The 22,499-nt window shown below is 66.5% G+C and carries 16 protein-coding genes; 9 read left to right on the plus strand and 7 right to left on the minus strand.

Going from position 1 to position 22,499, the window contains the following annotated elements; all coding sequences use genetic code 11:
* The first annotated feature begins 5 nt into the window (after nt 1-5).
* A complete protein-coding gene (locus tag ESP70_RS06835) occupies nt 6-1,022 on the plus strand; it encodes a fumarylacetoacetate hydrolase family protein (RefSeq protein WP_149688611.1) in 1,017 nt (338 codons plus the stop codon).
* Between the two features lie 29 nt (nt 1,023-1,051).
* Here ESP70_RS06835 and ESP70_RS06840 read toward each other — a convergent pair whose 3' ends face one another.
* Complete coding sequence (locus ESP70_RS06840; RefSeq protein WP_246161943.1) at nt 1,052-3,763, minus strand: FAD-binding and (Fe-S)-binding domain-containing protein; 2,712 nt, start codon at nt 3,761-3,763, stop codon at nt 1,052-1,054.
* A gap of 227 nt (nt 3,764-3,990) precedes the next feature.
* On the opposite strand from ESP70_RS06840, the gene ESP70_RS06845 reads away from it, so the two are divergent.
* A complete protein-coding gene (locus tag ESP70_RS06845; RefSeq protein ID WP_149688613.1) occupies nt 3,991-5,385 on the plus strand; it encodes an amidohydrolase family protein in 1,395 nt (464 codons plus the stop codon).
* Between the two features lie 308 nt (nt 5,386-5,693).
* Here the strand turns inward: ESP70_RS06845 and ESP70_RS06850 are convergent, their stop codons facing one another.
* Together ESP70_RS06850 and ESP70_RS06855 are read right to left on the minus strand one after the other, a co-directional pair.
* Nucleotides 5,694-6,335 (minus strand): CoA transferase subunit B, encoded by a 642-nt coding sequence (locus ESP70_RS06850; protein ID WP_149688614.1) that lies wholly within the window; start codon nt 6,333-6,335, stop codon nt 5,694-5,696.
* Nucleotides 6,332-7,051, minus strand: coding sequence for a CoA transferase subunit A (locus ESP70_RS06855; RefSeq protein WP_149688615.1), 720 nt, complete (start codon nt 7,049-7,051; stop codon nt 6,332-6,334). Before ESP70_RS06855 ends, ESP70_RS06850 begins: the two co-directional genes overlap by 4 nt.
* Before the next feature lie 166 nt (nt 7,052-7,217).
* On the opposite strand from ESP70_RS06855, the gene ESP70_RS06860 reads away from it, so the two are divergent.
* Nucleotides 7,218-8,009, plus strand: coding sequence for an IclR family transcriptional regulator (locus ESP70_RS06860; RefSeq protein WP_246161946.1), 792 nt, complete (start codon nt 7,218-7,220; stop codon nt 8,007-8,009).
* A gap of 72 nt (nt 8,010-8,081) precedes the next feature.
* Nucleotides 8,082-8,765 carry a TetR/AcrR family transcriptional regulator gene (locus ESP70_RS20670; RefSeq protein ID WP_149688616.1) on the plus strand — a complete coding sequence of 228 codons (684 nt, stop codon included), beginning with the start codon at nt 8,082-8,084 and terminating at the stop codon, nt 8,763-8,765.
* 423 nt (nt 8,766-9,188) lie between these two features.
* Here ESP70_RS20670 and ESP70_RS06870 read toward each other — a convergent pair whose 3' ends face one another.
* On the minus strand, nt 9,189-10,271 hold the full coding sequence (locus ESP70_RS06870; protein WP_149688617.1) for a hypothetical protein: 1,083 nt from the start codon (nt 10,269-10,271) through the stop codon (nt 9,189-9,191).
* 166 nt (nt 10,272-10,437) lie between these two features.
* On the opposite strand from ESP70_RS06870, the gene ESP70_RS06875 reads away from it, so the two are divergent.
* The 3 genes from ESP70_RS06875 to ESP70_RS06885 are packed head-to-tail and all read left to right on the plus strand — an operon-like array spanning nt 10,438 to nt 15,532.
* The gene (locus ESP70_RS06875; RefSeq protein ID WP_281287305.1) at nt 10,438-11,901 is read left to right on the plus strand and encodes a pyridoxal phosphate-dependent decarboxylase family protein; all 1,464 of its coding nucleotides are present in this window, start codon (nt 10,438-10,440) and stop codon (nt 11,899-11,901) included.
* Complete coding sequence (locus ESP70_RS06880) at nt 11,901-13,190, plus strand: lysine N(6)-hydroxylase/L-ornithine N(5)-oxygenase family protein (RefSeq protein ID WP_149688618.1); 1,290 nt, start codon at nt 11,901-11,903, stop codon at nt 13,188-13,190. The genes ESP70_RS06875 and ESP70_RS06880 overlap by 1 nt, the downstream gene beginning before the upstream one ends.
* Entirely contained in the window at nt 13,187-15,532 is a 2,346-nt protein-coding gene (locus tag ESP70_RS06885; protein WP_149688619.1) for a GNAT family N-acetyltransferase, read from the plus strand. The genes ESP70_RS06880 and ESP70_RS06885 overlap by 4 nt, the downstream gene beginning before the upstream one ends.
* Nucleotides 15,533-15,536: 4 nt before the next feature.
* On the opposite strand, the gene ESP70_RS06890 is transcribed toward ESP70_RS06885, so the two are convergent.
* The gene (locus ESP70_RS06890) at nt 15,537-16,496 is read right to left on the minus strand and encodes an NADPH:quinone oxidoreductase family protein (RefSeq protein ID WP_149688620.1); all 960 of its coding nucleotides are present in this window, start codon (nt 16,494-16,496) and stop codon (nt 15,537-15,539) included.
* A 55-nt stretch (nt 16,497-16,551) separates the two neighbouring features.
* Between ESP70_RS06890 and ESP70_RS06895 the strand changes: the two genes are divergently transcribed.
* Both ESP70_RS06895 and ESP70_RS06900 read left to right on the plus strand, forming a co-directional pair.
* Nucleotides 16,552-17,088 carry a phosphatase PAP2 family protein gene (locus ESP70_RS06895; protein WP_149688621.1) on the plus strand — a complete coding sequence of 179 codons (537 nt, stop codon included), beginning with the start codon at nt 16,552-16,554 and terminating at the stop codon, nt 17,086-17,088.
* 52 nt (nt 17,089-17,140) lie between these two features.
* Nucleotides 17,141-19,660 (plus strand): DEAD/DEAH box helicase, encoded by a 2,520-nt coding sequence (locus ESP70_RS06900; RefSeq protein WP_149688622.1) that lies wholly within the window; start codon nt 17,141-17,143, stop codon nt 19,658-19,660.
* A gap of 6 nt (nt 19,661-19,666) precedes the next feature.
* On the opposite strand, the gene ESP70_RS06905 is transcribed toward ESP70_RS06900, so the two are convergent.
* Entirely contained in the window at nt 19,667-20,983 is a 1,317-nt protein-coding gene (locus tag ESP70_RS06905) for a cytochrome P450 (protein WP_149688623.1), read from the minus strand.
* Nucleotides 20,980-22,446, minus strand: coding sequence for a flavin-containing monooxygenase (locus tag ESP70_RS06910; protein WP_149688624.1), 1,467 nt, complete (start codon nt 22,444-22,446; stop codon nt 20,980-20,982). The genes ESP70_RS06905 and ESP70_RS06910 overlap by 4 nt, the downstream gene beginning before the upstream one ends.
* Between the last annotated feature and the right edge of the window lie 53 nt (nt 22,447-22,499).

A 22,499-nucleotide genomic window follows, 5' to 3' on the forward strand; every position in this document is an offset into this window, starting at 1 on the left:
GAACGATGAAACTCGCGCGACAGGTCGTCGAAGACGTCGACGGCAAGAGCTCTCGCATCCTTGTTATGGGTGAGCATGCGTGGATCGACGTGAGATCGGCTGTGCGACACGAAGCGGAAAGCCGAGGCGCAACGCCCGGCGGAGCGCGCCGTCTAGCTGAGGCGCTGGTGCCGTCAAGCATGTCGGCGGCCCTCGCCGGGGGTGCTGCGTTTCTCGACGCGGCACGCGCGGCCGCAGAGGATGAGCCCGAGATGGCGAGAGTAGTCCACCCGAACCTGACCAATGCGCTGGACCCGGCCACGTACCGGGACTTCATGGTTTTCGAGGAACACTTCTCTTTCGGTTATCGCTGGCAGGACAAGCCAGTCCCAGATGTGCTCTATCAAATGCCGATCAGCTACGCGGGTGATCCGCGGTCCTTCATCGGTCCAGGTGAGGAGATCCCGTGGCCTGGCTACACCGAGCGACTGGACTACGAGCTCGAGCTGGGAATTGTGATCGGTGCGCCGGGCACGGACCTGACACCCGATGAAGCGCTCGATCATGTCCTGGGACTCACGATCCTGAACGACGTGAGCGCCCGCGACATCCAGGCCCGTGAAATGACCGGGGCGCTGGGACCGTCGAAGGGAAAACACTTCGCGTGCGTGACGGGTCCGCTCATCGTGACCCTGGACGAGCTCTCACGAGATGGTCTGCGAATGACCGCGCGCGTCAACGGTGAGACCACATGCGAGACATCCAGCGCTGAGATGGTGTGGTCGGTGGCCGAGATCGTGGCCTGGGCGTCGCAGGGCGAGCAGCTGCTGCCCGGAACGTTGCTCGGCAGCGGCACGTGCAACGGCGGATCGACGATCGAGACGGGGCGCGTCTTGGCGCCCGGGGACGTGATCGAGCTGGAAATCGAGGGGCTCGGGGTGTTGTCCAACGTGCTGGGGACTCCAGCTTCCGCTGGCTGGGCGCCCACGGAGCGTGAGCGCACACCGGACGGGAAGGCCGCGAGGCACAGGTTCCTGCGTTAACGCGACACTTGACGCGCCAGGGGCGTTGCTCAGCGTGTGAGCCGTTCCAAGACCACCAGCACGTGCTCGAACGCCTGGCCGGTCGCGCGAGACATGCCCATCTCGCACGTCAGGTTCGACGACACGTAGGCGTCGAAGTGGGTTGCGCTGATCTCGTCCGACTCGGCCTTGGTGGCGGACTGGGTGAGTTCTGGTTGCAAAAGGCCGCGATCGCCTGCGAAACCGCAGCATCCCCAGGCGTCCGGCACCGTCACGGAGTCGCTCAGATAATGAGCGATCGCGGTGAGGTCCTCAGTGTTGCCCAGGTGGACGCTCGAGCAGGTTGGATGGACGACGACGGTCGACAGGCGCTGCTTCACCTGCAGAGCGGGCAAGAGCTCGGCGCGTGCGAACGTGACGGCATCAACCAGGCGAAGTGACTCGAATCGAGCGCGTTCCTCGGCATCGAGCACCTCACGGGACGCATGCAGACCCTGAGTGCAGCTGGTGGCGTCGCACACGATAGGGAGCCGTCCGGCATCGGACGCTTCCCACAATGCGCCAAGTGTCCGAGCGGCCATGATCGGATGTCCATCAACAAAGCCTTTGGACTGCCATGGTGTTCCGCAGCACAAACCCGCGATCGCGTCCGGGACTACGAACGAGCGGCCCACCCGGGCGGCCAGTGTTGTTAGTGCCCCGGTGACCCCGTCCGCCGGAGCGGCGAAGATCGATCCCACGCAGGCTGGGAACAGCACGAACGATGCGCCGGGATCCGATCGTGCCTGGCGCCGCGGTCCTGGCCCGGGCAGGTTCGCGCCGGCAGCAGGTATCCAGTCGTCGGATCCCCAGCGGCGGGCGGTGGCGGTGAGAGGATCCAAGACGTCCTCGGGCAGCTTCGAGGCGATTGTGAGCGCACCACGCGCGCCCGCGACGACGCTGCCGAAATGGCGCGCCGCGAACACCCCACCCCGCTGGGCGATCGTCCCCAGGCGGTCACGCCGCAGTTCCTTCATAGCGGCTCCGGTGTCGATGCCTACGGGGCACGCGGTCACGCACAAGGAATCTGCCGCGCATGTGGCGACTGCGTCATGCTGAAAAGCTGATTCGAGCTCGGCCCGGTCGGCGGGTGAGGCCAGCGAGATGTCCCGGAGCAAGGCGATGCGCTGGCGCGGCGTTGTCGTGAGGTCGGCTGAAGGACAAACGGGCTCGCAGTAGCCGCACTCCACGCACGAGTCGACCAGAGGATTGACCATCGGAACCGGCTTGATGTCGGTGACGTGGATTCTCTCGTCGTCGGTCAGGACGACGCCGGGGCTCAGCAGTAAATCTGGATCGAACAAGCGCTTGACCTGGCGCATGACAGAGTACAGTTCAGAACCGAACTGACGCTCGACGAACGGCGCCATCATGCGTCCAGTCCCGTGCTCTGCCTTCAATGACCCCCGATGTCCCAAAATCATGTCGACGAGGTCCTCGGTGAAAGCCTCGTACGTGCGCAGCTCCGCAGGGTCGTCGAGGCGCGGGTTGATCATGAAATGAAGGTTCCCGTCCTTGGCATGGCCGAAGATCACAGCGCCGTTGTAGCCGTGGACATCGAATAGATTTGTGAGGTCTGCCGTCGCGTCCGACAGTGCGGCAACCGGCACCACAACATCCTCAAGCAGCGCGGTCGAGCCAGGAGGACGCGCCGCAGCGACCGCGGTGTACAAGCCCTTCCGGAGCTTCCACAGTGCTGCGCGAGACTTCGGGTCACGAGTAAAACGCGTCGGTCGGACGAGTTCGAGTTCGGGCAGAAGCGAGGTCATCACGTTTAGCCGGGCGGACAGCGCCTCGTGGGTGGCGCCTTGAATCTCCACCAGCAGACCAGTGTGCTGATCCACGGCGATGTCGGCGAGCTCGGGGAGGGCGGCAGTGCCGGTCTGGGAAACCCGAAGCGAGGTGGCGTCGAGGAGCTCAATGGCCGCCGCGCCGTGCTCAACAAGCGCGGGCAACGCCCGCGTTGCGGCGATCACGTCGGGGAAGATCAACAGCGCGGTGGCCGCACTCGGGCGGAGCGCAACAGTGCGGAACGTGGCCTCGGCGATCCACGCGAGCGTCCCCTCCGATCCGACCATCAGATGGGTCAAGATGTCCGAAGGTTCCGAGAATTCCGTGAAGGCGTTCAGCGAGTAGCCCATGGTGTTCTTCATCGAGTACTGCTGGGCGATCCGATCGCGGGAAGCCGAATTCGCGACGATTCGTCCACGCAGATCGAGAAGACCGCGGTACAGATCGGGTTCTGTTAGGCGCAGACGATCGTCGGCGTCACGCGCGCCGGTGTCGAGCTGGATTCCACTGGGGAGGATCACTCGCATCGACTCGATTGTCTGGAAGGCGTTGGTGTCGATGCCGCACTCCATGCCCGACGAGTTGTTGGCCAGGATTCCTCCCACCGTGCACGCTACTTCGCTTGCCGGATCTGGTCCTAGCTTGTGCCCCGTGCGCGACAGGCGCAGATTCACAGCGCGGACGGTCGCGCCGGGCTCGACCGTGACACGTCCCCCGTCGGCCGACGGGTCGATCGCCCGGAAGTGACGTCGCGTGTCCAGCAGGACCCCGGAAGTTCCCGCCTGTCCCGACAGGCTCGTCCCGCCTGACCTGAACGTGACGCTGGTCTTGAGTTCCTTAGCCCGCCGAAACGCGGTGGCGACGTCGTCGCTGGTGCGCGGTCGGACGACGGCAGTGGGCGTCATCAGGAAGTGCGAGGCGTCATGCGCCATAGCCCTGCGGTCCACGAGTGACACTGAGACGTCAGCGTCCCCCCACCCGTGAGCAAGCGCGGCAGTTTTGTCCGTCGAGAGGTCAGGCATTGCGCAACTGTCGCGCGTCGCGCGAAAAGCAGGCGAAAGGCGTAGAGCAATTTGTCGTGTGTTTACGGGTGTCCTCGTAGCATCCGAAATGCGCGGCACCGACGAGCGGTGTCGGCTGGAGCGCAGTCAGGGGAATCATGGTGAACCGTCAGCGAACCCTGCTCGTCGGAGGTCTGGTCGTTGCCGTCGACCCAGGGCAGCCCGAGTCGGCGGTGCTGGATGTCCTGGTCGAGGACGGCGTCATCGTGCAGATGGCTCCAAGCATCACGGTCGACCAAGGTGCCTGCGAGGTGCTGGACATGCGTGGCCGGATCCTGATACCGGGGCTGGTCGACACTCATCGACACCTTTGGCAGTCGCTGTTCCGGTATGCCGGGGCAGACTGGACCATCGAGAACTACGTACAAGCGATGTGGGGCAAACTCGGGCCGGCCTACACCCCCGAGGACGTGTACATCGCGCTGCGCATCGGGCTGGCCGAGGCACTGGACGCCGGTTGCACGCAGATCTTCGACTGGAACCACAATCACCTCACTCCCGAGCACAGTGACGCCGCGGTCGCAGCACACATGGAGTCTGGCGCGCGGTCGATCCTGGGTTACGGCCAGTCGATGACGACCCTCGGTGAGTTCCTGCGCACGGGTCCCGGCAACGGCTCGATTCCTCCGTCGGAGGACATACGTCGGCTGCGGGAGACCTATTACTCGTCCGACGACCAGTTGAATCGCCTTGCGATGGCTGCAAGAGGCGGGGAGGTAGCCACGACCGAGGTGATCGCGACGGAAGCCCGTCAGGCGCGTGAGCTCGGTCTCCGTAGCAGCATTCATGCGGGCAACGCCAATTGGGCCAAGCTGCGTCCTGTTGAGAAGCAGCAGGCGGCCGCCGGTCTCACGGATGACACGACGTGGGTGCACTGCAATGCGTTGAGCGACGATGAGTTGCGCCTCATCGCCGATAGCGGTGGAACGGTCTCGGTGTCGCCAGAACTTGAACTGCACATGGCCATCGGACCCGTGGCTATTCGACGGCTGCTCGCACTGGGGATCCGTCCTAGCATCTCGGTGGACACCTGCTTGAACGTGAGCGGAGAACTGTTCAGCGTTATGCGAGCAGCCCTGTCGAGCGTTCGCGGCGACGCCAATGCCGAAGTCATCGCCAGCGGCATCAATCCGCTCGAACTTCCGCTCAGCACGCGTGACGTTCTTCAGTTCGCGACCTGGGAGGGCGCGCGAGCAAACGGGCTCTTGGAGCGAACGGGCTCTCTCACGGTGGGCAAGGAGGCCGACATCGTCGCGATCAACACGCACCGCGCCAATCTCATGCCAGTGTCGTACCCGACGGGCGCAGTTGTCGTGGGAGCCAATCCAGCAAACGTCGAGCTCGTCATGGTGCGAGGGAGGGTCGTCAAGCGAGACTTCGCCCTGGTCGACGTGAATCTCGCGGCGCTGTTGGATCGTGCTCAGGTTCAGAACGAAGCGTTGTTGCGACGCATCGGTTCTCGCTTTGAGACCGGCCTGCTTGTGGATAGTTGAAGCATCATGTCGAAAGGAAGACGCGTGGCACGAAAGAATCGTGGACGGCTTGGACCCGGTCGAGTCGGTCTGGAACCTTCGCGGCCGTCCGTTTCAGTGTCTGACCTCAATGCTTGGGCTATCGCTTGGGGAGTGCCCGAACGAGCCGTGACCCATCGACATCATGAGACAGACTCGGTGCGCGAGACCAATCTGTGAGCTGCCGCTCGCCCGGGTGTCCCGCAGTCGACCGAGTCTGATCTATTTCACGCGACGAGATCCGTGATCGTTGGAATGCGCTGGAAAGCGCGGACTGTCCAGCGTCACCGTCATAGCCCTGCTTGCACGTCGAAGTCGGCGTCAGTAGATGCGCGAACGTGTTCGACATCGACGTCGGCTGCGTGGTCGATCAACAGAAGACCGTCAGTAGTCACGTCGAAGACCGCCCAGTCGGTGATGATTCGATCAACGACTCCGTGGCCGGTCAAGGGAAATGTGCACTGGCGGACGATCTTGGGGGTGCCGTCCTTCGCGAGGTGGTCGGTGATGACAACGATCCGCTTAGTGCCGGCGACGAGGTCCATCGCTCCGCCCATGCCTTTGACGAGCGAACCAGGAATGGCCCAGTTGGCGAGGTCTCCGTTAGCGGCGACTTGGATGGCCCCGAGGATGGCAACATCGATCTTGCCACCGCGGATCATCGCGAATGATTCGGAGGAGTCAAAGAACGAGGCGCCGGCCGTGACGGTGACGGTCTGCTTGCCGGCGTTGATGAGGTCGGCGTCCTCCTCGCCCTCGTAGGGGAAAGGGCCCATGCCGAGGATCCCATTCTCGGACTGCAGCGTGACGGAGATACCCGGTGGAATGTGGTTGGCCACCATCGTGGGGATGCCGATGCCGAGATTGACGTAGTCGCCGTCGGCCAGCTCGAGTGCGGCGATGGCCGCCATCTCGTCACGTGTCCAGGTCATGCCAGAGCTCCTTCGGCACGTGCGGGTCGGGAACGGACGGTTCTCTGCTCTATCGGCTTCGCTCGCGCCCTAGCCCGCACGGTGTGAGTGATGTAGACGCCCGGGGTCTGAACCAGCTCGGGATCGATCTCGTCGACCAGGTGCTCGACCTCGGCGACAGTTACGCGGCCGCTGGCAGCGACAGCAGGGTTGAAGTTGCGGGCCGCCAGGCGGTATCTCAGATTGCCGGACCGGTCCCCAGTGTGGGCGTGGACGAGGGACAGGTCGGCCACGATACTGCGCTCCTGGACGTACTCAGTGCCGTCGAACACGGCGGTGGGCTTGCCCTCGGCAACGGCGGTGCCGACCCCGGTACGGGTATAGAACGCGGGGATGCCCGCGCCGCCGGCCCGCAATCGTTCGGCCAGTGTGCCTTGCGGGTTGAACTCGACCTCGAGTTCGCCGGCGAGGTACTGCGCCGCGAACAGTTTGTTTTCGCCGACGTAAGACGCGACGACCTTGGAGACTTGATTGTTCTCCAGCAAGAGCCCCAGGCCTACGCCGTCCACTCCCATGTTGTTGGACACGATCGTCAAGTCCTTGACTCCGGATTCGCGGACGGCCTCGATCAGGTCGTGCGGAGTGCCGCACAGCCCGAAACCCCCGACGGCGATGGTCATGCCATCGTGCAACTGCGGGATCAAGGGTCTGTCATCTACGCGTTCGGTCGCCAACATCTTTTCCTTTGCTCACTCAGCGAACTTGCTTGTGCAATGCCCGGAGTTAACGCGATGCCTGCAATCACCGTCAACAGTTGAAGCCAGCCTCATGAGCAACTGGTCCGTCATTGATCGCCGGAGCCGCAGTACGCTCACTGAGTGGACGCTCGAGTATTGTGACGCTGTGACCCGTGAACCTGGAATGGTCGAAAAAGTCGCGACAGTGCTAAGAGTGCTTGCCAGCTCATCTCAGAGCGCCGACCTGAAGACGGCCGAGATTGCGAGACGATGCGGTATCCCGCGTGCTACCACACACCGCCTTCTGACCTCGTTGGAGCATCAGGGGCTCGCAGAACGAGATAGGCGCTCGGGATGTTGGTATCTCGGTCCCGACGTGTATTTGCTTGGGCGCGCGGCTGCTCCCAGGTACGACATCACGTCGGTCGGTCGAGAGGCAGTCCACCGACTAGCTCTGGAGACTGGGGAGAGTGCGTTCTTGTCCGTCCGCCGCGGGGATGAGACTGTGTGCCTGATACGAGAAGACGGCAGCTTCCCACTGAGGTCGTTCGTTCTCTATGAGGGCGCGCGGTTCCCATTGGGTGTCGTGTCGGCCGGCCTCGTGACGTTGGCAATGATGCCGGATCGGGAGGTCCTCGACTACCTCGATCGTGTCGATCTCGCATCGGACTGGGGTCAGTCGCACAGCCGGCCGGAACTGATGGCCCGCCTGCATGAAACGCGCCGAAAGGGCTACGCGGTCAACCCAGGCCTCGTGGTGGAGGGGAGCTGGGGAATGGCGGCCGCGGTTTTTGATGACAACGGGCAACCGGCGTGGGCCCTAACGCTCACCGGGGTGGCTACGAGGTTTCAACCGGGCCGCCAGAAAGAGCTGGGGAGGTTGTTGCTCGATGCGGCTCACAATCTCACGGTAAGTCTGCAATCGAGCGGAACGACCGTGAAGGGCCCGCACTTGTGACCCTCGAACGGGCGGGAGTGGTGACGAAGGGGGAACGCGGCGGCACATCGCGTCATCCCTGGGCTGGGGAGCATGTTTGGCCGGGATTTCGGGGCGAGTTGTTCTACTGAGCGGGTGATCGCCCCCACTCCCGCGTCGCCGCCGCGCGCCACGCCGACAGGCGGCGCAGACTTTGTCGATGGGTGCGCTAGGAGTCGGGGTCGGCCACTGGATCCAGAGGTCGAGTCAGCGCTGCTGCGCGCCACACGGGAGCTCCTGGTTGAGACAGGCTTTGACCGGCTGACGATCGAAGCTGTCGCGAAGCGGTGTGGTGCAGGAAAAGGCTCGGTCTACCGCCGATGGACAAGCAAGACCGAACTCGTTTGCGCCGCGATGCGTGATGCGTTCCCCGAACGCCGAGTCCCTGAGTCCGGGGATCTGCGGGCTGATCTTCTCCGCGCTGCTCGGATGCCGGGAGAAGGGGCCGGGCAGGGGCAATTGGCGTGGGTGAGGGTGATGGCAGCCGCTCCGCAAGATCCCCGAATTCGGCAATTCGTGGAGGAGTGGCTCAGCCCACGACTGGCGCATCCCTTGGTCGAGGTGCTGAGCCGCGCGGCGCAACGGGAAGAAATAGAGCGATCTATCAACGTCGATCTGATAGCGGACATCTTCGTCAGCTTGACCCTCAACCGGCTAATCACTCGTGGAGCAAACCTTCAGGAGCAGGAGCTTGAGCAGATGATCGACTTGATCGTGCGGCCGACCGGACTCGGATAGGGCACACGAAGAGCCACGTGTCGTCTTGGGCGTGCGTAAACGCTGGAAGCCGGAACGCCGTGTACGCATTCTTTCCGTGTACCCCCGGCGCACCCCCAGGACGAAACCGGCAACTCCGGAGGCGCGAATACAACTGAAATGACGGGCAAAACAAAGCCCCTGAGTCACTAGTCGTGAGGATGTCAGATTCCCATATGGTCCAGCACCCTTGCTTGGGCGCGCGCCCCCGGCGCGCCCCCACGGTGAGAATCCATGCAATCGGAGGCATGTATGGGCCTGCAATTGCAGGGAAAAATGGCCGCAACGACCCCTCGTAATGAAAAGGTCGTCAGTTCGATTCTGACAAGCGGCTCCACGAATCATTGATGTTCCCCCGCGTGCCGTGCGCGCCACGCTGATCAGCCTCTGGGCTCGGCTCGGCAGTCAGTCGGGGACGATGAACGGGATGTCACCAAGCACGAGCATCTGTGCCGCGGTGCCCGCGGACTCCGTGGGTGCGATCTTCACCGTGACGACGCTGCCTGCGGTGGAGACGTCCTCGACGTCCAGAATCTCGGCGAACCACGCGTTCGAGCGGATCGCGAAGTCGTCCTCCCAGACGGCTCTGATTCTGCTCTCGGCACCGGCGATGTCCTTCACGCGGTACGCGATGTATTCGACCGCCTTGCCGTCCTCAACGGCTTGGGCGACGCCGACCGCGTCGAATGCGGGCATCGTCGCGGGCATGTGCTCGGCCAGCTGCCCGCCGAAAGCTGCATCGGCGGGGCGGTCGCTGAGCACCACGTCGTAGACGCGGTGGGTGCCGAGCGCCTTGGCGACGTCGAGCAAGGGCTCGTGGTCGGCCAGCGACCTCTGGCCGCGGGCCCTCCAGGCAGCCAAGGCCTTCTGCGTCTTGGCGAGGGCGATCTGCTGGTCTCTCCGCGCCACCCCGAAGACCTGAGGGAAGGGCGCGTCACTCGCGCCGGCCGGGTCGAGGTCGCCGATCTTTCCGGCGCCGGTCGTGGACACGTCTTTCGAGCTCACCCCGTCCGCAAGGTGAACCACGGTGACCGCATCGGGGAGTGACTCGACGGATGAGGTCGTGGTGATGTCGCGGGCGTCGAAGCCCAACGCTTTCCGCATCGCACCCGTCTGCAGGCGCGGTAGTCCGAGCCCCTCGCCGCCCGCGATGTAGACCTCGGGGCCGTTCAGGCGTTGGATCCATGTCGCCGTGGACTGCGGGTCGCGCGGCTTCGGCAGCTTGCCGAGCTCAGAGGCCTGCGCGAGGTCGCTGGCGAAGACCTGGAGCGGCCGGTCGGGCGAAGGCTCGATGGGTGGGAGCTCGCGCAGTGCCGACTCGACGGTGAAGCTGCTGGCGCTCGGCTTTGGCTTCGCTGCGGAGTCGTCGCTGCCGCCACCGCTGCAGCCGGCGAGGGCACACGCGCCGATCATTGCCGTGACCAGAGCAGCACCGAGTCGTCGCATCAGTCGTCCCCCCAGACATGCTCCGGCAGGTTCCGGAGTCATCGGACGAGGCTAGGGCATACGTCGATACTGCTCGGCAGATTGTGGACAGGACGTGGAAGCAACCCCGCCTGCTGGTGTGAGCAAACTCCCAAGCGGTTGCATTCGCATGGCGGCGTTGCTTAGGTAAGGCTGTCCTAAGCAACACATCTTCGGGGAAGGAGTGGTGGTGCGCCACCACCTGTTCAACACACGCAATCTCGACCGCTATCGCGAAGACATGGGACGGGGGCTCGACGCCCTCATCTCGCACGTCGCCAGCGTCAGCCAGCCGTTCTCCGGCGCTGGAGTGCACGGGGTGTCGGAGCGGGTGGCCGGGGTCGACCTCGACCGTCCCTTGGAGGACCTCGACGCGGTGCTCGACGAGCTGCGAGACGTGTACCTCGACGACGCGGTCTGGTTCCATGAGCCGCGATATCTGGCGCACCTCAACTGCCCCGTCGTGATCCCGGCACTGGTCGCCGAGCTCTTCGTCTCGGCGGTCAACTCGTCGCTGGACACCTGGGACCAGAGCGCAGGCGGCACCTTCGTGGAGCGTCGGTTGGTCGACTGGGCCGCGGGCCGCATCGGATTCGACGGCAACGCGGACGGGGTGTTCACCAGCGGCGGTACGCAGTCCAACCTGCAGGCCCTGCTGATCGCCCGCGGGCAGGCGTACCTCTCCGGAGATGCCGACCCGGCCGAGCCGCTGGGGCAGACCCTCGGTCGGTTCAGGATCTTCGCGTCGTGCGACAGCCACTTCAGCGTGCAGAAGTCCGCGAACGTCCTGGGCCTCGGCCTCGACGCCGTGGTGACGATTCCGACCGATGAGCGACGCCGGATGGATCCGTGGCTGCTCGACCAGGAGATCGCCCGGGTGCGGGCAGCCGGACTGATCCCGATGGCGGTCGTGGCGACCGCCGGCACCACGGACTTCGGGAGCATCGATCCGCTGAACCGGGTCGCCGACGTCTGCGCGGAGCACGGGGTGTGGCTGCACGTCGATGCGGCATACGGCGGAGGTCTGCTGGTCTCGACCCGGCGCCGGCACCTCATCGACGGCATCGAGCGCGCGGACTCGGTGACGATCGACTTCCACAAGACGTTCTTCCAGCCGGTCAGCTCGAGCGCCGTGATCGTCCGCCGCGGCGACGACCTGAGGCACGTGACCTATCACGCCGACTACCTCAACCCGCGGTCCGCGGCGTTGCCGAACCAGGTCGACAAGAGTCTGCAGACCACGCGCCGCTTCGACGCGCTCAAGCTGTGGCTCACGCTGCGCACGATGGGCGCCGACGCGATCGGTGACTACTTCGACGCCGTCATCGACCTGGCTGCCGTCGGTCATGGACTGCTGCGCGACGACCCTGACTTCGAGGTCGTGGTGGCACCAGCGCTGAGCACGCTGGTGTTCCGCTTCCGCCCCGAGGAGGTGCCCGAGGGGGTCGCCGACGAGGTCAACCCGCGGATCCGCCGTACGATCGCCGGCCGTGGCGACGCGGTCATGGCGGGCACCGTGGTGGGTGGGCGGGCGTGGCTCAAGTTCACCCTGCTCAACCCCGAGACGACGGTCGGCGACGTACGCTCCGTGCTCGACCTGATCCGCGAGATCGGCCGTGAGCTGCTCGACGAGCTGCGTACGGAGGTCCGCTGATGAGGACGTACGACTTTGCTGCCGTCGGGCTCGGTCCGTTCAACCTCGGACTGGCCTGCCTCGCCGAGCCGGTCGACGGTCTCGACGGGATCTTCCTCGAGGCGCGCGACGACTTCAGCTGGCATCCCGGCATGCTGCTCGCCGACGCAACGTTGCAGGTCCCGTTCATGGCGGATCTGGTCACGATGGCGGATCCGACGTCGCGGTTCTCGTTCCTCGAGTTCCTCAAGAGCACCGGCCGGCTCTACGCGTTCTACATCCGCGAGTCCTTCTATCCGCTGCGCGCCGAGTACGACCAGTACTGCCGCTGGGCTGCTGCGCAGATCGCGGGCATCCGTTTCGGGCGGCACGTGGACCGCGTGCAGCACGACGGCGAGGCGTACGTGCTGACCGCCAGGCTCCGGGGCGGCGGCACCGAGACGTACCGCGCGCATCGCCTGGTGCTCGGGACCGGGACGCAACCCCACGTCCCGGCGGCTGTGCAGGGGCTCGAGGGACCGATGATCCACACCGCCGACTACCTCACGCACAAGGCGGCGCTGCAGGCGACGAGGTCCATCACGATCGTCGGCAGCGGCCAGAGCGCCGCCGAGGCCTACCTCGACCTGCTCGACGACATCGACTCGTTCGACTACGAGCTCACCTGGGCCACGCGATCGCCGCGGTTCTTCCCGATGGAGTACACCAAGCTGACGCTCGAGATGACCTCGCCGGAGTACACGGCGTACTTCCACAGGCTGCCGATGGAGACGCGCGACGCTCTCCTGCGGGAGCAGCGGCAGCTCTACAAGGGCATCAGCGCCGACCTGATCGACACGATCTACGACACCCTCTACCGCCAGCAGGTCCAGGGCGAGGTGCCCACACGGCTGCTGACCAACGCCGAGCTGTCCGGTGCGGCGTGGGACGAGGCCAGAGGTGCGTACGACCTCGCGTTCCGGCACGTCGAGCTCGACGCGCCCTTCGCCCTGGAGACCGAGGCGTTGGTCCTCGCGACGGGATACCGGCCGCAGGTGCCGGGGTTCGTCGCTTCGATCGCCGACCGCATCCGGTGGGACGCGAAGCGTCGATACGCCGTGGCGGCCGGCTACACGATCGACGACGACGCGCAGATCTTCGTGCAGAACGCCGAGGAGCACACGCACGGTCTCGTGGCGCCCGACCTCGGGATGGGCGCGTTCCGCAACTCCGTCATCCTCAACGCGATGTGCGGGCGCGAGGTCTATCCGGTCGAGGAGCGGATCGCGTTCCAGGAGTTCGGGGTCGCCCGGACAGAGGTGCCGGTATGACGACGTCGACCCTGTTCGCTCGCGTCACCCACCTCGGCCGGGTGACGCTGGAACCGCTCGAGGTGGACCGCGATGCCGAGACGCTGCACACGTGGGTGACGCATCCGCGAGCCGTCTACTGGGGCATGCAGGCCGCGAGCCTTGAGGAGGTCCGTGAGGCGTACGCCGACATCGTCGCCGACCCGCACCACGACGCCTGGCTCGGCCGGGTCGACGGCGAGCCCGCGTTCCTCGCCGAGACGTACGATCCGGCGCACGGTGAGCTCGCCGACGCCTACGACGTGCTCGACGGCGACATCGGCATGCACGTGCTGGTCGCACCGACCGACCAGCCGCGGTCCGGGTTCACGTCCGCCGTGTTCCGCACCGTGATGGAGCTCTGTTTCGACGATCCGCGCCACCGTCGGGTCGTCGTCGAGCCAGACGTCCGCAACGACCGCATCGCGGTGCTCAACGCAGCGGCGGGCTTTCGCGTCGAGCGTGAGGTCCGGCTCGCCGGCAAGACGGCGGCGCTCAGCACGTGCACCCGCGATCAGTTCGCGCGCAGCGAGATGGTGCGGGGACGTGCGACAGACGGTGACGACCCACGTGTCGCGAGCGAGCACCTGACCCCGGAGGCCATGCAGGTCGCCCATCGGTTCCTCGTCGCCAAGGCCCTCGCCGAGTTCTCGCACGAGCGGCTGCTCGTGCCCGAGCCCGTCGGTCACGACCATCAGGTGACGATCGGCGATGCCCGATACCGATTTCACGCCCGCCGCTACGAGCTCGAGCACTGGGTTGTCGAGCCGTGGTCCGTGACGCGCGACGTCGGTGGCGAACCGGCCGAGCTGGACGCCCTGGCCTTCATCGCCGAGCACGCCGAGGTCCTCGGCATACCCGACGCGCTGTTGCCCACGTACCTCGAGGAGATCAGCAGCACGCTCGCCAGCGCGGCCTGGAAGTACGTGCACGCCACGCTGTCCTCGGCCGACCTGGTGGATGCGGACTTCCAGGCGATCGAGGCGGCGATGACCGAGGGACACCCCGCGTTCGTCGCCAACAACGGCCGCATCGGCTTCTCGGCCTCGGAGTACGCGTCGTACGCGCCCGAGGCCGGCCGGCCCTTCGCGGTGGTGTGGCTCGCGGTGCGCCGCACCAAGGCGCATCTCTCGCTGGGCGAGGGGATCGATGAGGAAGCCCTGTACGCCGGTGAGCTCGACGCTGCGACCCGCGCGCGGTTCGACGCCGAGCTGCGCGGGCTCGACCTCGACCCGGACGACTACCTGCTGATGCCGGCGCATCCGTGGCAGTGGCAGCACAAGCTGGCGATCACGTTCGCTCCGGACATCGCCCGGCGGGACATCGTGTGCCTCGGCCACAGCGCCGACCGCTATCGGGCACAACAGTCGATCCGTACGTTCTTCAACGCCGACCGGCCGGAGCGGCACTACGTCAAGACCGCTCTCTCGATCCAGAACATGGGGTTCATGCGTGGCCTGTCGCCGCGCTACATGCGGGCGACGCCGGCGATCAACGACTGGGTCGCCGGGCTCTTGGAGGAGGATGACGAGCTGCGCAACTGCGGATTCGGTGTGCTGCGCGAGCGGGCGGCGATCGGCTACACCGGGGACGCCTATCACCGGCTCGGCGCGCCGTCGGCGTACACCAAGATGTTGGCCGCGCTGTGGCGTGAGAGTCCCGTCCCGCAGGTCGCAGCCGGCGAACGACTCGCCACGATGGCCTCGCTCCTGCACCGGGACCGCGACGGACGGCACCTGGTCTCCGAGCTCATCGCCGCGTCAGCCGTGTCGCCGCGCGACTGGGTCGCGAGCTATCTGCGGGCGTACGTGCGACCCGTCGTGCACTGCCTGCACCGCTACGAGCTGGCGTTCATGCCGCACGGTGAGAATCTGATCCTGGTGCTGCAGGACCACGTGCCGACGCGGGTGCTCATGAAGGACATCGGTGAGGAGATCGCCGTGATGGGTGACCTACTGCTGCCGGCCGAGGTCGAGCGCGTACGTGCGGCGGTGCCCGACCGGGTCAAGCCCCTGGCGGTGCTGACGGATGTCTTCGACGGGTTCCTGCGCTTCCTCGCCGGCATCCTCGCTGAGGACCGGTTGCTCGGCGAGGACGAGTTCTGGTCACTGGTCGCCGGCACGATCGTCGAGCATCAGGCCGCCCACCCGGAGCTGGCCGACGCGTTCGCCCGGATCGACCTGTTCGCGGCCGAGTTCGACCACTCCTGCCTCAACCGGCTCCAGCTGCGGGACACGCGGCAGATGGTCGACCTGTCGGACCAGGCCGAGTCGCTGATCTTCGCTGGCACCCTGGTCAACCCGATCGCCCGGTTCGCCCCGTGACGGCCTACGGGATCAGCAGGACCTTGCCGGTGGCGCGGCGCTCGTCGAGGGTCAGGAGTGCCTGCGCGGCCTCGGCGAGGGGGAACGTCGGGCCGACGACGGGGCGCAGCGCGCCGCTCTCGAGATGTGGCGCGAGTGCAGCCCACTCCGTCGCGATGTGACCCGGGCGCGAGAGGGCGTAAGCACCCCAACCGACGCCGACGACCGAGACGTTGTTGAGCAGCAGGCGGTTGACCTTGACGGTCGGGATCTCGCCGGCCGTGAACCCGATCACCAGCAGCCGGCCGTTCTCGTTGAGGCAGCGCAGCGAGTCGGTGAACCGGTCGCCGCCCACGGGATCGACCACGATGTCGACGCCGCCCTGCTCCTTGACGGCGTCCTTGAAGCCGTCCGGCAGCACGAACGCGTCGGCGCCGGCGGCCAGCGCGATCGCACCCTTCTCGGGTGTCGACGTGACGGCGATGACCCGCCCCGCGCCGAAGGCCTTGGCCACTTGAATGGCGGCCGTGCCCACGCCACCGGCGGCGCCGTGCACCAGCACCGACTCGCCGGCCTGGAGGTGGCCACGCTCGACGAGGGCGAAGTAGGCCGTGCCGTAGTTGAAGACGATCGCGGCACCCTGCTCGTACGAGATGCCGTCCGGGATCGGGAACGTCAGGTCGAGCGAGGCCAAGGCCTCCTCGGCGAATCCGCCCAGTAGGCAGAGTGCCGCGACCCGGTCGCCGGGGGAGAAGCCGGAGCCGTCGGGAGCGCTGATGACCTCGCCGGCGATCTCGGCGCCCGGCGTGAACGGCAGCTCGGGCTTGAGCTGGTAGAGCCCGCGGCTCTGCAGCACCTCGGGGAACGCGACGCCGGCCGCGCGCACCCGGATCAGGACCTGGTCGTCACCGGGTTCGGGGCTGGGCAGCTCGACCAGCTCGATCGCTTCAGGGCCGTCGAGGGTCGTGATCTGTACGGCTTTCATGCCGCGACCTTAGCGCACTGACTAAGCGAGCGCTTAGTGCTCGTACGCTTGACCCATGCATCGGTCGGTCGACATCGAGGTCGCGCGCTGGTGCGCAGACCATCGCAACGGAACCGTGACCGATGTCTTCCGATTCCTCGAGGACGTCGGCGAGTCCACGGCGTTCTTCGTCGTCGCCGGGATCGTCGCGGTGATCCTGATCCTTCTGCTCCGGCTGCGCACCGGGCTGGCTCGCATCCTGATCTCGATGGCCGTGACCTCCACGGCGACCGGTTGGCTCAAGGAGTGGATCGACCGGCCGCGGCCGCCGTACGACCTCGCGATCACGCACCTCTCGGGTCCGGCGATGCCGTCGTCCCACGCGATCCTGACCTCGACCATCGTGACCGCGCTGGTGCTGGCGCCGTGGTGGACCTCGCAGCGGCTGCGGGTCGCTGTCGGCGTGCTCGGTGCCGCCGGCTGCCTGCTCTCCGGCGTGGCCATGATCTACCTCGGTGGCCACTGGTTGACCGACGTGCTGGTCGGCTGGGCCCTGGGCACGGGCATCACCGGAGGCATGATGCTGCTGCTCAAGCGCACGCGCCTGACCTGACCTCGCCAGTGCCGCCCGCCTCGCTCGGGCTTACGCGGGAGACAATGCACGGGTGAGACTCATCGACCTGCTGCCCAAGGGCGTGACGGACGATGAGGACGTCGTCTACGACGCGATCACGCAATGGGTCGAGCACCGCGGGCTGACGCTTTACCCGGCACAGGACGAGGCGATTCTCGAGTGCGTCGCCGGGTCCAACGTGATCCTCGCGACGCCGACCGGCTCCGGCAAGAGCCTCGTGGCGACCGGTGCCATGGCGGCGGCGTTGGCGCGCGGCGAGTGCAGCGTCTACACCGCGCCGATCAAGGCCCTCGTCAGCGAGAAGTTCTTCGACCTCTGCGAGATCTTCGGCGCCGACAACGTCGGGATGGTGACCGGCGACGCCGCGGTCAACGCCGATGCCCCGATCATCGCCGCGACCGCAGAGATTCTCGCCAACATGGCGCTCCGCGAGGGTGCCGGCGCCGACATCGGCCTGGTCGTGATGGACGAGTTCCACTTCTACGCCGACCCCGACCGCGGCTGGGCGTGGCAGGTGCCGCTGATCGAGCTGCCCAAGGCGCAGTTCCTGCTGATGTCGGCGACGCTGGGCGACACGACCCGGTTCGAGGCGGATCTCTCCAGGCGTACGGGCCGGGAGACCGCGCTCGTCACGACGTCGGAGCGACCCGTCCCCTTGATCTCCGAGTACGTCTCGACGCCGATCCAGGAGACGCTCGAGCAGCTGATCGAGACGCACCAGACGCCGGTCTACGTCGTGCACTTCACGCAGGTCTCGGCGCTCGAGCGGGCTCAGGCGCTGACCAGCATCAAGGTCGCCACGCGCGAGGAGCGCGACGTCATCGCCGAGCACCTCGGTGACTTCCGGTTCTCCTCGGCGTTCGGCAAGACGCTGTCGCGGCTCATCCGCATGGGTGTCGGCGTGCACCACGCGGGCATGCTGCCGCGCTACCGCCGGCTCGTCGAGACGTTGACCCAGGCCGGGCTGCTCAAGGTCGTCTGCGGCACCGACACCCTCGGCGTCGGCATCAACGTGCCGATCCGCACCGTGCTGTTCAGCGGGTTGTCGAAGTACGACGGGGTCCGCCAGCGGCAGCTCCAGGTGCGCGAGTTCCAGCAGATCGCCGGGCGCGCGGGGCGGGCCGGCTTCGACACCGTCGGGCACGTCATCGTCGAGGCGCCCGAGCACGACATCGAGAATGCCCGCCTCGTCCGCAAGGCCGGCGACGACGTCAAGAAGCAGCGCAAGATCCAGCGCAAGAAGGCGCCCGAGGGCTTCGTGTCGTGGGGCGAGGGCACGTTCACCAAGCTCTCGACCGGCACGCCCGAAGCGCTCGTCTCCCGTATGCGCGTCAGCCACGCCATGGTGCTCGACGTCGTCTCGCGGCCCGGCGACGCACGTGCCTCGCTCGAACGGCTGCTGCGCGAGAGCGACGAGACCGAGGAGTCGCAGGACCGTCTGCTCGCCGAGGTCGACGAGATCATCGACGCCCTGCTCGCGGGCGGCGTCGTCGAGCCCGTCGACCCGCCGGACGCCGACGGTCGTACGCTCCGGCTGACGGTCGACCTGCAGGCCAACTTTGCCCTCAACCAGCCGCTGTCGCCGTTCGCCGTCGCAGCGTTCGACCTGCTCGACCGCGACGATCCGGCGTACGCGCTCGACATGGTCTCGGTCGTCGAGTCCACGCTCGACGACCCGCGGCCCATCATCAACGCGCAACGTCATCGGGCCCGGGGCGAGGCCATCAACGAGATGAAGATGGACGGCATCGAGTACGACGAGCGGATGGAGCTGCTCGAGGAGATCACCCACCCCAAGCCGCTCGAGGAGCTGCTCACCGCGGCGTACGAGTCCTATCGCAAGGGTCACCCGTGGGTCGCCGACCACGAGCTGCGGCCCAAGTCGGTCGTCCGTGAGATGTGGGAGCGGGCGATGACGTTCTCGGAGCTGATCGGCGACTACCAGCTCGCGCGGTCCGAAGGCCTCGTCCTGCGCTATCTCTCCGACGTCTACAAGACGCTGCTGCGCACGGTGCCCGAGCAGCTGCGCAACGAGGAGCTCATCGACCTCACGGAGTGGCTCGGCGAGCTCGTGCGCCAGACCGACTCGAGCCTGCTCGACGAGTGGGAGCAGCTCATCAACCCCGACACCGACCCCGTCGAGGTGCGCGCCAAGGCCGAGGGCAGCGCGCCGCCGCGGCCGGTCACCGGCAACGCGCGGGCGTTCCGGGTGCTCGTGCGCAATGCGCTGTTCCGCCGGGTCGAGCTCGCGGCGCTCGGGCGCTGGAGCGCTTTGGGTGACCTTGACGGCGAGGACGGCTGGGACGCCGCGGCGTGGATGGAGGCGATGGCGGCCTATCGCGAGGAGTACGAGTCGCTCGGCACCGGTCCGGCCGCGCGTGGCCCCGACCTGTTCATGGTCGAGGAGGGTTCGACGACGTGGAACGTACGCCAGACGTTCGACGACCCCGAGGGCGATCGCGACTGGGGCATCACGGCCCAGGTCGACCTCGCCGAGAGCGACGAGATCGGCGAAGCCGCCGTGACCATCCTGGAGGTCGGGCCTCGCTGAGGAGCCTCAGCGCATCGTCAGCCTCAGGGGGGCCTTGTCGCCCGGGACGTTCGTGATGTTGCGCAGCTTGTTGGGCGACGGCGCCTCGGCCGTGACCGCATAGCGCTGCAGCACCTCGCGCAGCACGACGGTGCCCTCCATCAGCGAGAACGCGGCGCCGATGCAGCGGCGTACGCCACCGCCGAACGGGATCCACGTGTTCGGCGCGACCTTGTCGACCGTGAACCGCTCGGGCTTGAACAGGTGCGAGTCGGCGAAGCTCGCCTCGCGGCTGTGCGACAGCATGATCGACGGTGTGACGGTCGTGCCGCGCGGCAGGTGACGACCGGCGACGACCTGGTCGCTCTGCAACGTACGGGCGACGAAGTCGATGATCGGATGCAGCCGCATCGACTCCTTGAGGCAGGCCTCGAGGTAGGCGTCATCGCCCGTGTCGGCGGCGTCGAGGGCGCGCGCGTGGATCTCGGGATTGCGGCCCAGCTCGTGCAGCGTCCACGACAGCGCCGAGGCCGTCGTCTCGTGCCCGGCGAGCAGCAGCGTGACGAGCTGGTCGCGCATCTCGGCATCGGTCAACGGGGTTTCGACGGGCTCAACCGACGAGGAGCTCGTGGCACCGACCCGCAGCAGCCGCGAGAGAACGTCGTCGCGTCCGTCGAGGTCGTGCGCCTCGCGCCGCTCGGCGATCTCGGCATAGAGGAGCTTGTCGACCTCCTGCTGGTTCTTGAAGTAGCCGCGCCACGGCGGCAGGGCGAACAGTCGCGGGTAGGACCAGGCGAGCAGCATCTTGGCGTCGATGTTGACCATGCGGTTGACCTTGGGCCGCAGCACCGCGAGGCGTGACTCGTCGGTCACGCCGAAGACGACCTGCAGGATCACGTCGAGGGTGATTGCGTTCATCCGGTCGAGGGCGATCACGGTGTCGCCGTCGTGCCACGAGTCGACCTCGACCTTGGCGATGGCCTCGACGAGCGGCTGGTAGGCCCGCATCGACGGACCCGTGAACGCCGGCATCAGCAGCTTGCGGGCTCGCTGGTGCTCCGCATCGTCGGTCAACAGCACCGAGTGCTCGCCCATCACGGGCTTGAGGATCTCGTTGCCCTTGCCGGCGTGGAACTGCGACGGGTCGGCGGCGAAGATCTCCTTGATGTCGGCCGGATCGCTGAACACGACGAGCGTACGAGGGCCGGGCAGGATCTTCAGGGAGAACGTGTCGCCGAACTCCTCGTGATAGGCCGGGATCGTCCCGGCGCGGTCGCGCAGGAACTTCCACGTCATCCTGGCGGGCGAGAGCGAGGGCCCGGCCGGGATGTCGTACGTCGTCATGCCGTCTTCTCCCAGACGAAGTCGGGCGCGTTGACCTTCCGCGTCTCCCACCAGTACTGGAACGTGAACTTGGGCCAGATCGTCCGGTTCTTGCCCTGGCTGTCGAGGTACCACGACGTGCAGCCGCCCTGCGTCCAGATGCCCTTCTCCACGAGCCGCTGGATCTCCTCGTTGAAGTCGTCCTGCGCAGCCTGCGTCGGCTCGGCCGAGACCGCGCCGCGGCGATCCATCTCGTCGAGCATGCGGACGATGAACTTGGTCTGCTGCTCGATCATGAACACCACCGAGTTGTGGCCGAGAGCGGTGTTGGGGCCGAGCATGAAGTAGAGGTTGGGGAACCCGTGGATCGTCATCCCCATGTAGGTCTCGACGCCCTGCTCGCGGAACTGGGTCGCGAGGTCAACGCCGTTCTTGCCCTTGACGTCGAGGTAGTCGAACGCGTCGATGACGTGGAACCCGGTGCCGTAGATGATGATGTCGGCCTCGTGCTTGACCCCGTTGCCGTCGATCACGCCGTCGGCGACGATCTCCTGGACGCCGTCCGTGCTGAGCTCGACGTCGTCGCGCAAGTACGTCTTGTAGTACGTGTTGGACTGCAGCACGCGCTTGCAGCCGAGCCGGTAGTCCGGCGTCAGCTTGGCCCGCAGCTCGGGGTCCGGGATCGTCTTGTCGATGTAGCGCGTGACGATCTTCTCGGCGAACGGCAACACGTTGAGGTGGCCGTTGAACGCGATCGCCCGCGCCTCGAGCGACCAGTAGAGCGCATTGCGGTATGCCCGGGTGGCGCCGGGGACGGTTGCGAACAGCTTCTTGCGCCACTCCGGCGTCGGCCGGTCCTTCTTGGGCAGGACCCAGGCCGGCGTGCGCTGGAACACCGTGAGGTGCTCGGTCTCCTGCGCGATGATCGGGATGAACTGGATCGCGCTGGCGCCGGTGCCGATGACGACGACCTTCTTGCCCTTGAGGTCGACCGTGTGGTCCCACTGGGCGGAGTGGAAGCGCGGCCCCTCGAACGTGTCCGCGCCGGCGATCTCGGGGACGTTGGGGATGTGCAGGCCGCCGACGCCGGCGACCACGACGCGCGCCTCGTAGTCGTCGCCGGAGCGCGTACGGACGGTCCAGACGCTGCGGTCCTCGTCCCACTCGGCTCCGGTGACCTCGACGCCGAAGTCGATGTAGGGGCGGATGCCCTGCTCGTCGGCGACCTTGCGCATGTAGGCCCAGATCTCCTCCTGGCCCGAGAAGCTCTTGCTCCACTCGGGGTTGAGCTCGTAGGAGAACGAGTACATGTGGCTCGGGATGTCGCACTCGCAGCCGGGGTAGGTGTTGTCTCGCCACGTCCCGCCGACGTCATGCGCCTTCTCGAGGATCACGAAGTCCTCGCGGCCGGACTCGCGCAGCTTCATCGCGGCGCCCATGCCGGAGAAGCCGGTTCCGATGATGACGACATCCTTTTTGATCATTTTTCAGATACTATCGGTATCTGAGTACGATGCAAAGGGATGAAGGAGAGCTT

The sequence above is a fragment of the Aeromicrobium ginsengisoli genome (assembly GCF_004134905.2).
Classification (GTDB): Bacteria; Actinomycetota; Actinomycetes; order Propionibacteriales; family Nocardioidaceae; genus Aeromicrobium; species Aeromicrobium ginsengisoli.

Coding starts and splice junctions, on each gene's coding strand:
- ESP70_RS06855 (WP_149688615.1), bottom strand. CDS start 7,051: ATGTTGGCGACCGAACGCGTAGATGACAGACCCTTGATCCCGCAGTTG.
- ESP70_RS06870 (WP_149688617.1), bottom strand. CDS start 10,271: ATGACTCCGGAACCTGCCGGAGCATGTCTGGGGGGACGACTGATGCGA.
- ESP70_RS06885 (WP_149688619.1), top strand. CDS start 13,187: ATGACGACGTCGACCCTGTTCGCTCGCGTCACCCACCTCGGCCGGGTG.
- ESP70_RS06890 (WP_149688620.1), bottom strand. CDS start 16,496: ATGAAAGCCGTACAGATCACGACCCTCGACGGCCCTGAAGCGATCGAG.
- ESP70_RS06840 (WP_246161943.1), bottom strand. CDS start 3,763: ATGGCGCATGACGCCTCGCACTTCCTGATGACGCCCACTGCCGTCGTC.
- ESP70_RS20670 (WP_149688616.1), top strand. CDS start 8,082: ATGTTTGGCCGGGATTTCGGGGCGAGTTGTTCTACTGAGCGGGTGATC.
- ESP70_RS06895 (WP_149688621.1), top strand. CDS start 16,552: ATGCATCGGTCGGTCGACATCGAGGTCGCGCGCTGGTGCGCAGACCAT.
- ESP70_RS06910 (WP_149688624.1), bottom strand. CDS start 22,446: ATGATCAAAAAGGATGTCGTCATCATCGGAACCGGCTTCTCCGGCATG.
- ESP70_RS06905 (WP_149688623.1), bottom strand. CDS start 20,983: ATGACGACGTACGACATCCCGGCCGGGCCCTCGCTCTCGCCCGCCAGG.
- ESP70_RS06850 (WP_149688614.1), bottom strand. CDS start 6,335: ATGACCTGGACACGTGACGAGATGGCGGCCATCGCCGCACTCGAGCTG.
- ESP70_RS06835 (WP_149688611.1), top strand. CDS start 6: ATGAAACTCGCGCGACAGGTCGTCGAAGACGTCGACGGCAAGAGCTCT.
- ESP70_RS06880 (WP_149688618.1), top strand. CDS start 11,901: ATGAGGACGTACGACTTTGCTGCCGTCGGGCTCGGTCCGTTCAACCTC.
- ESP70_RS06845 (WP_149688613.1), top strand. CDS start 3,991: ATGGTGAACCGTCAGCGAACCCTGCTCGTCGGAGGTCTGGTCGTTGCC.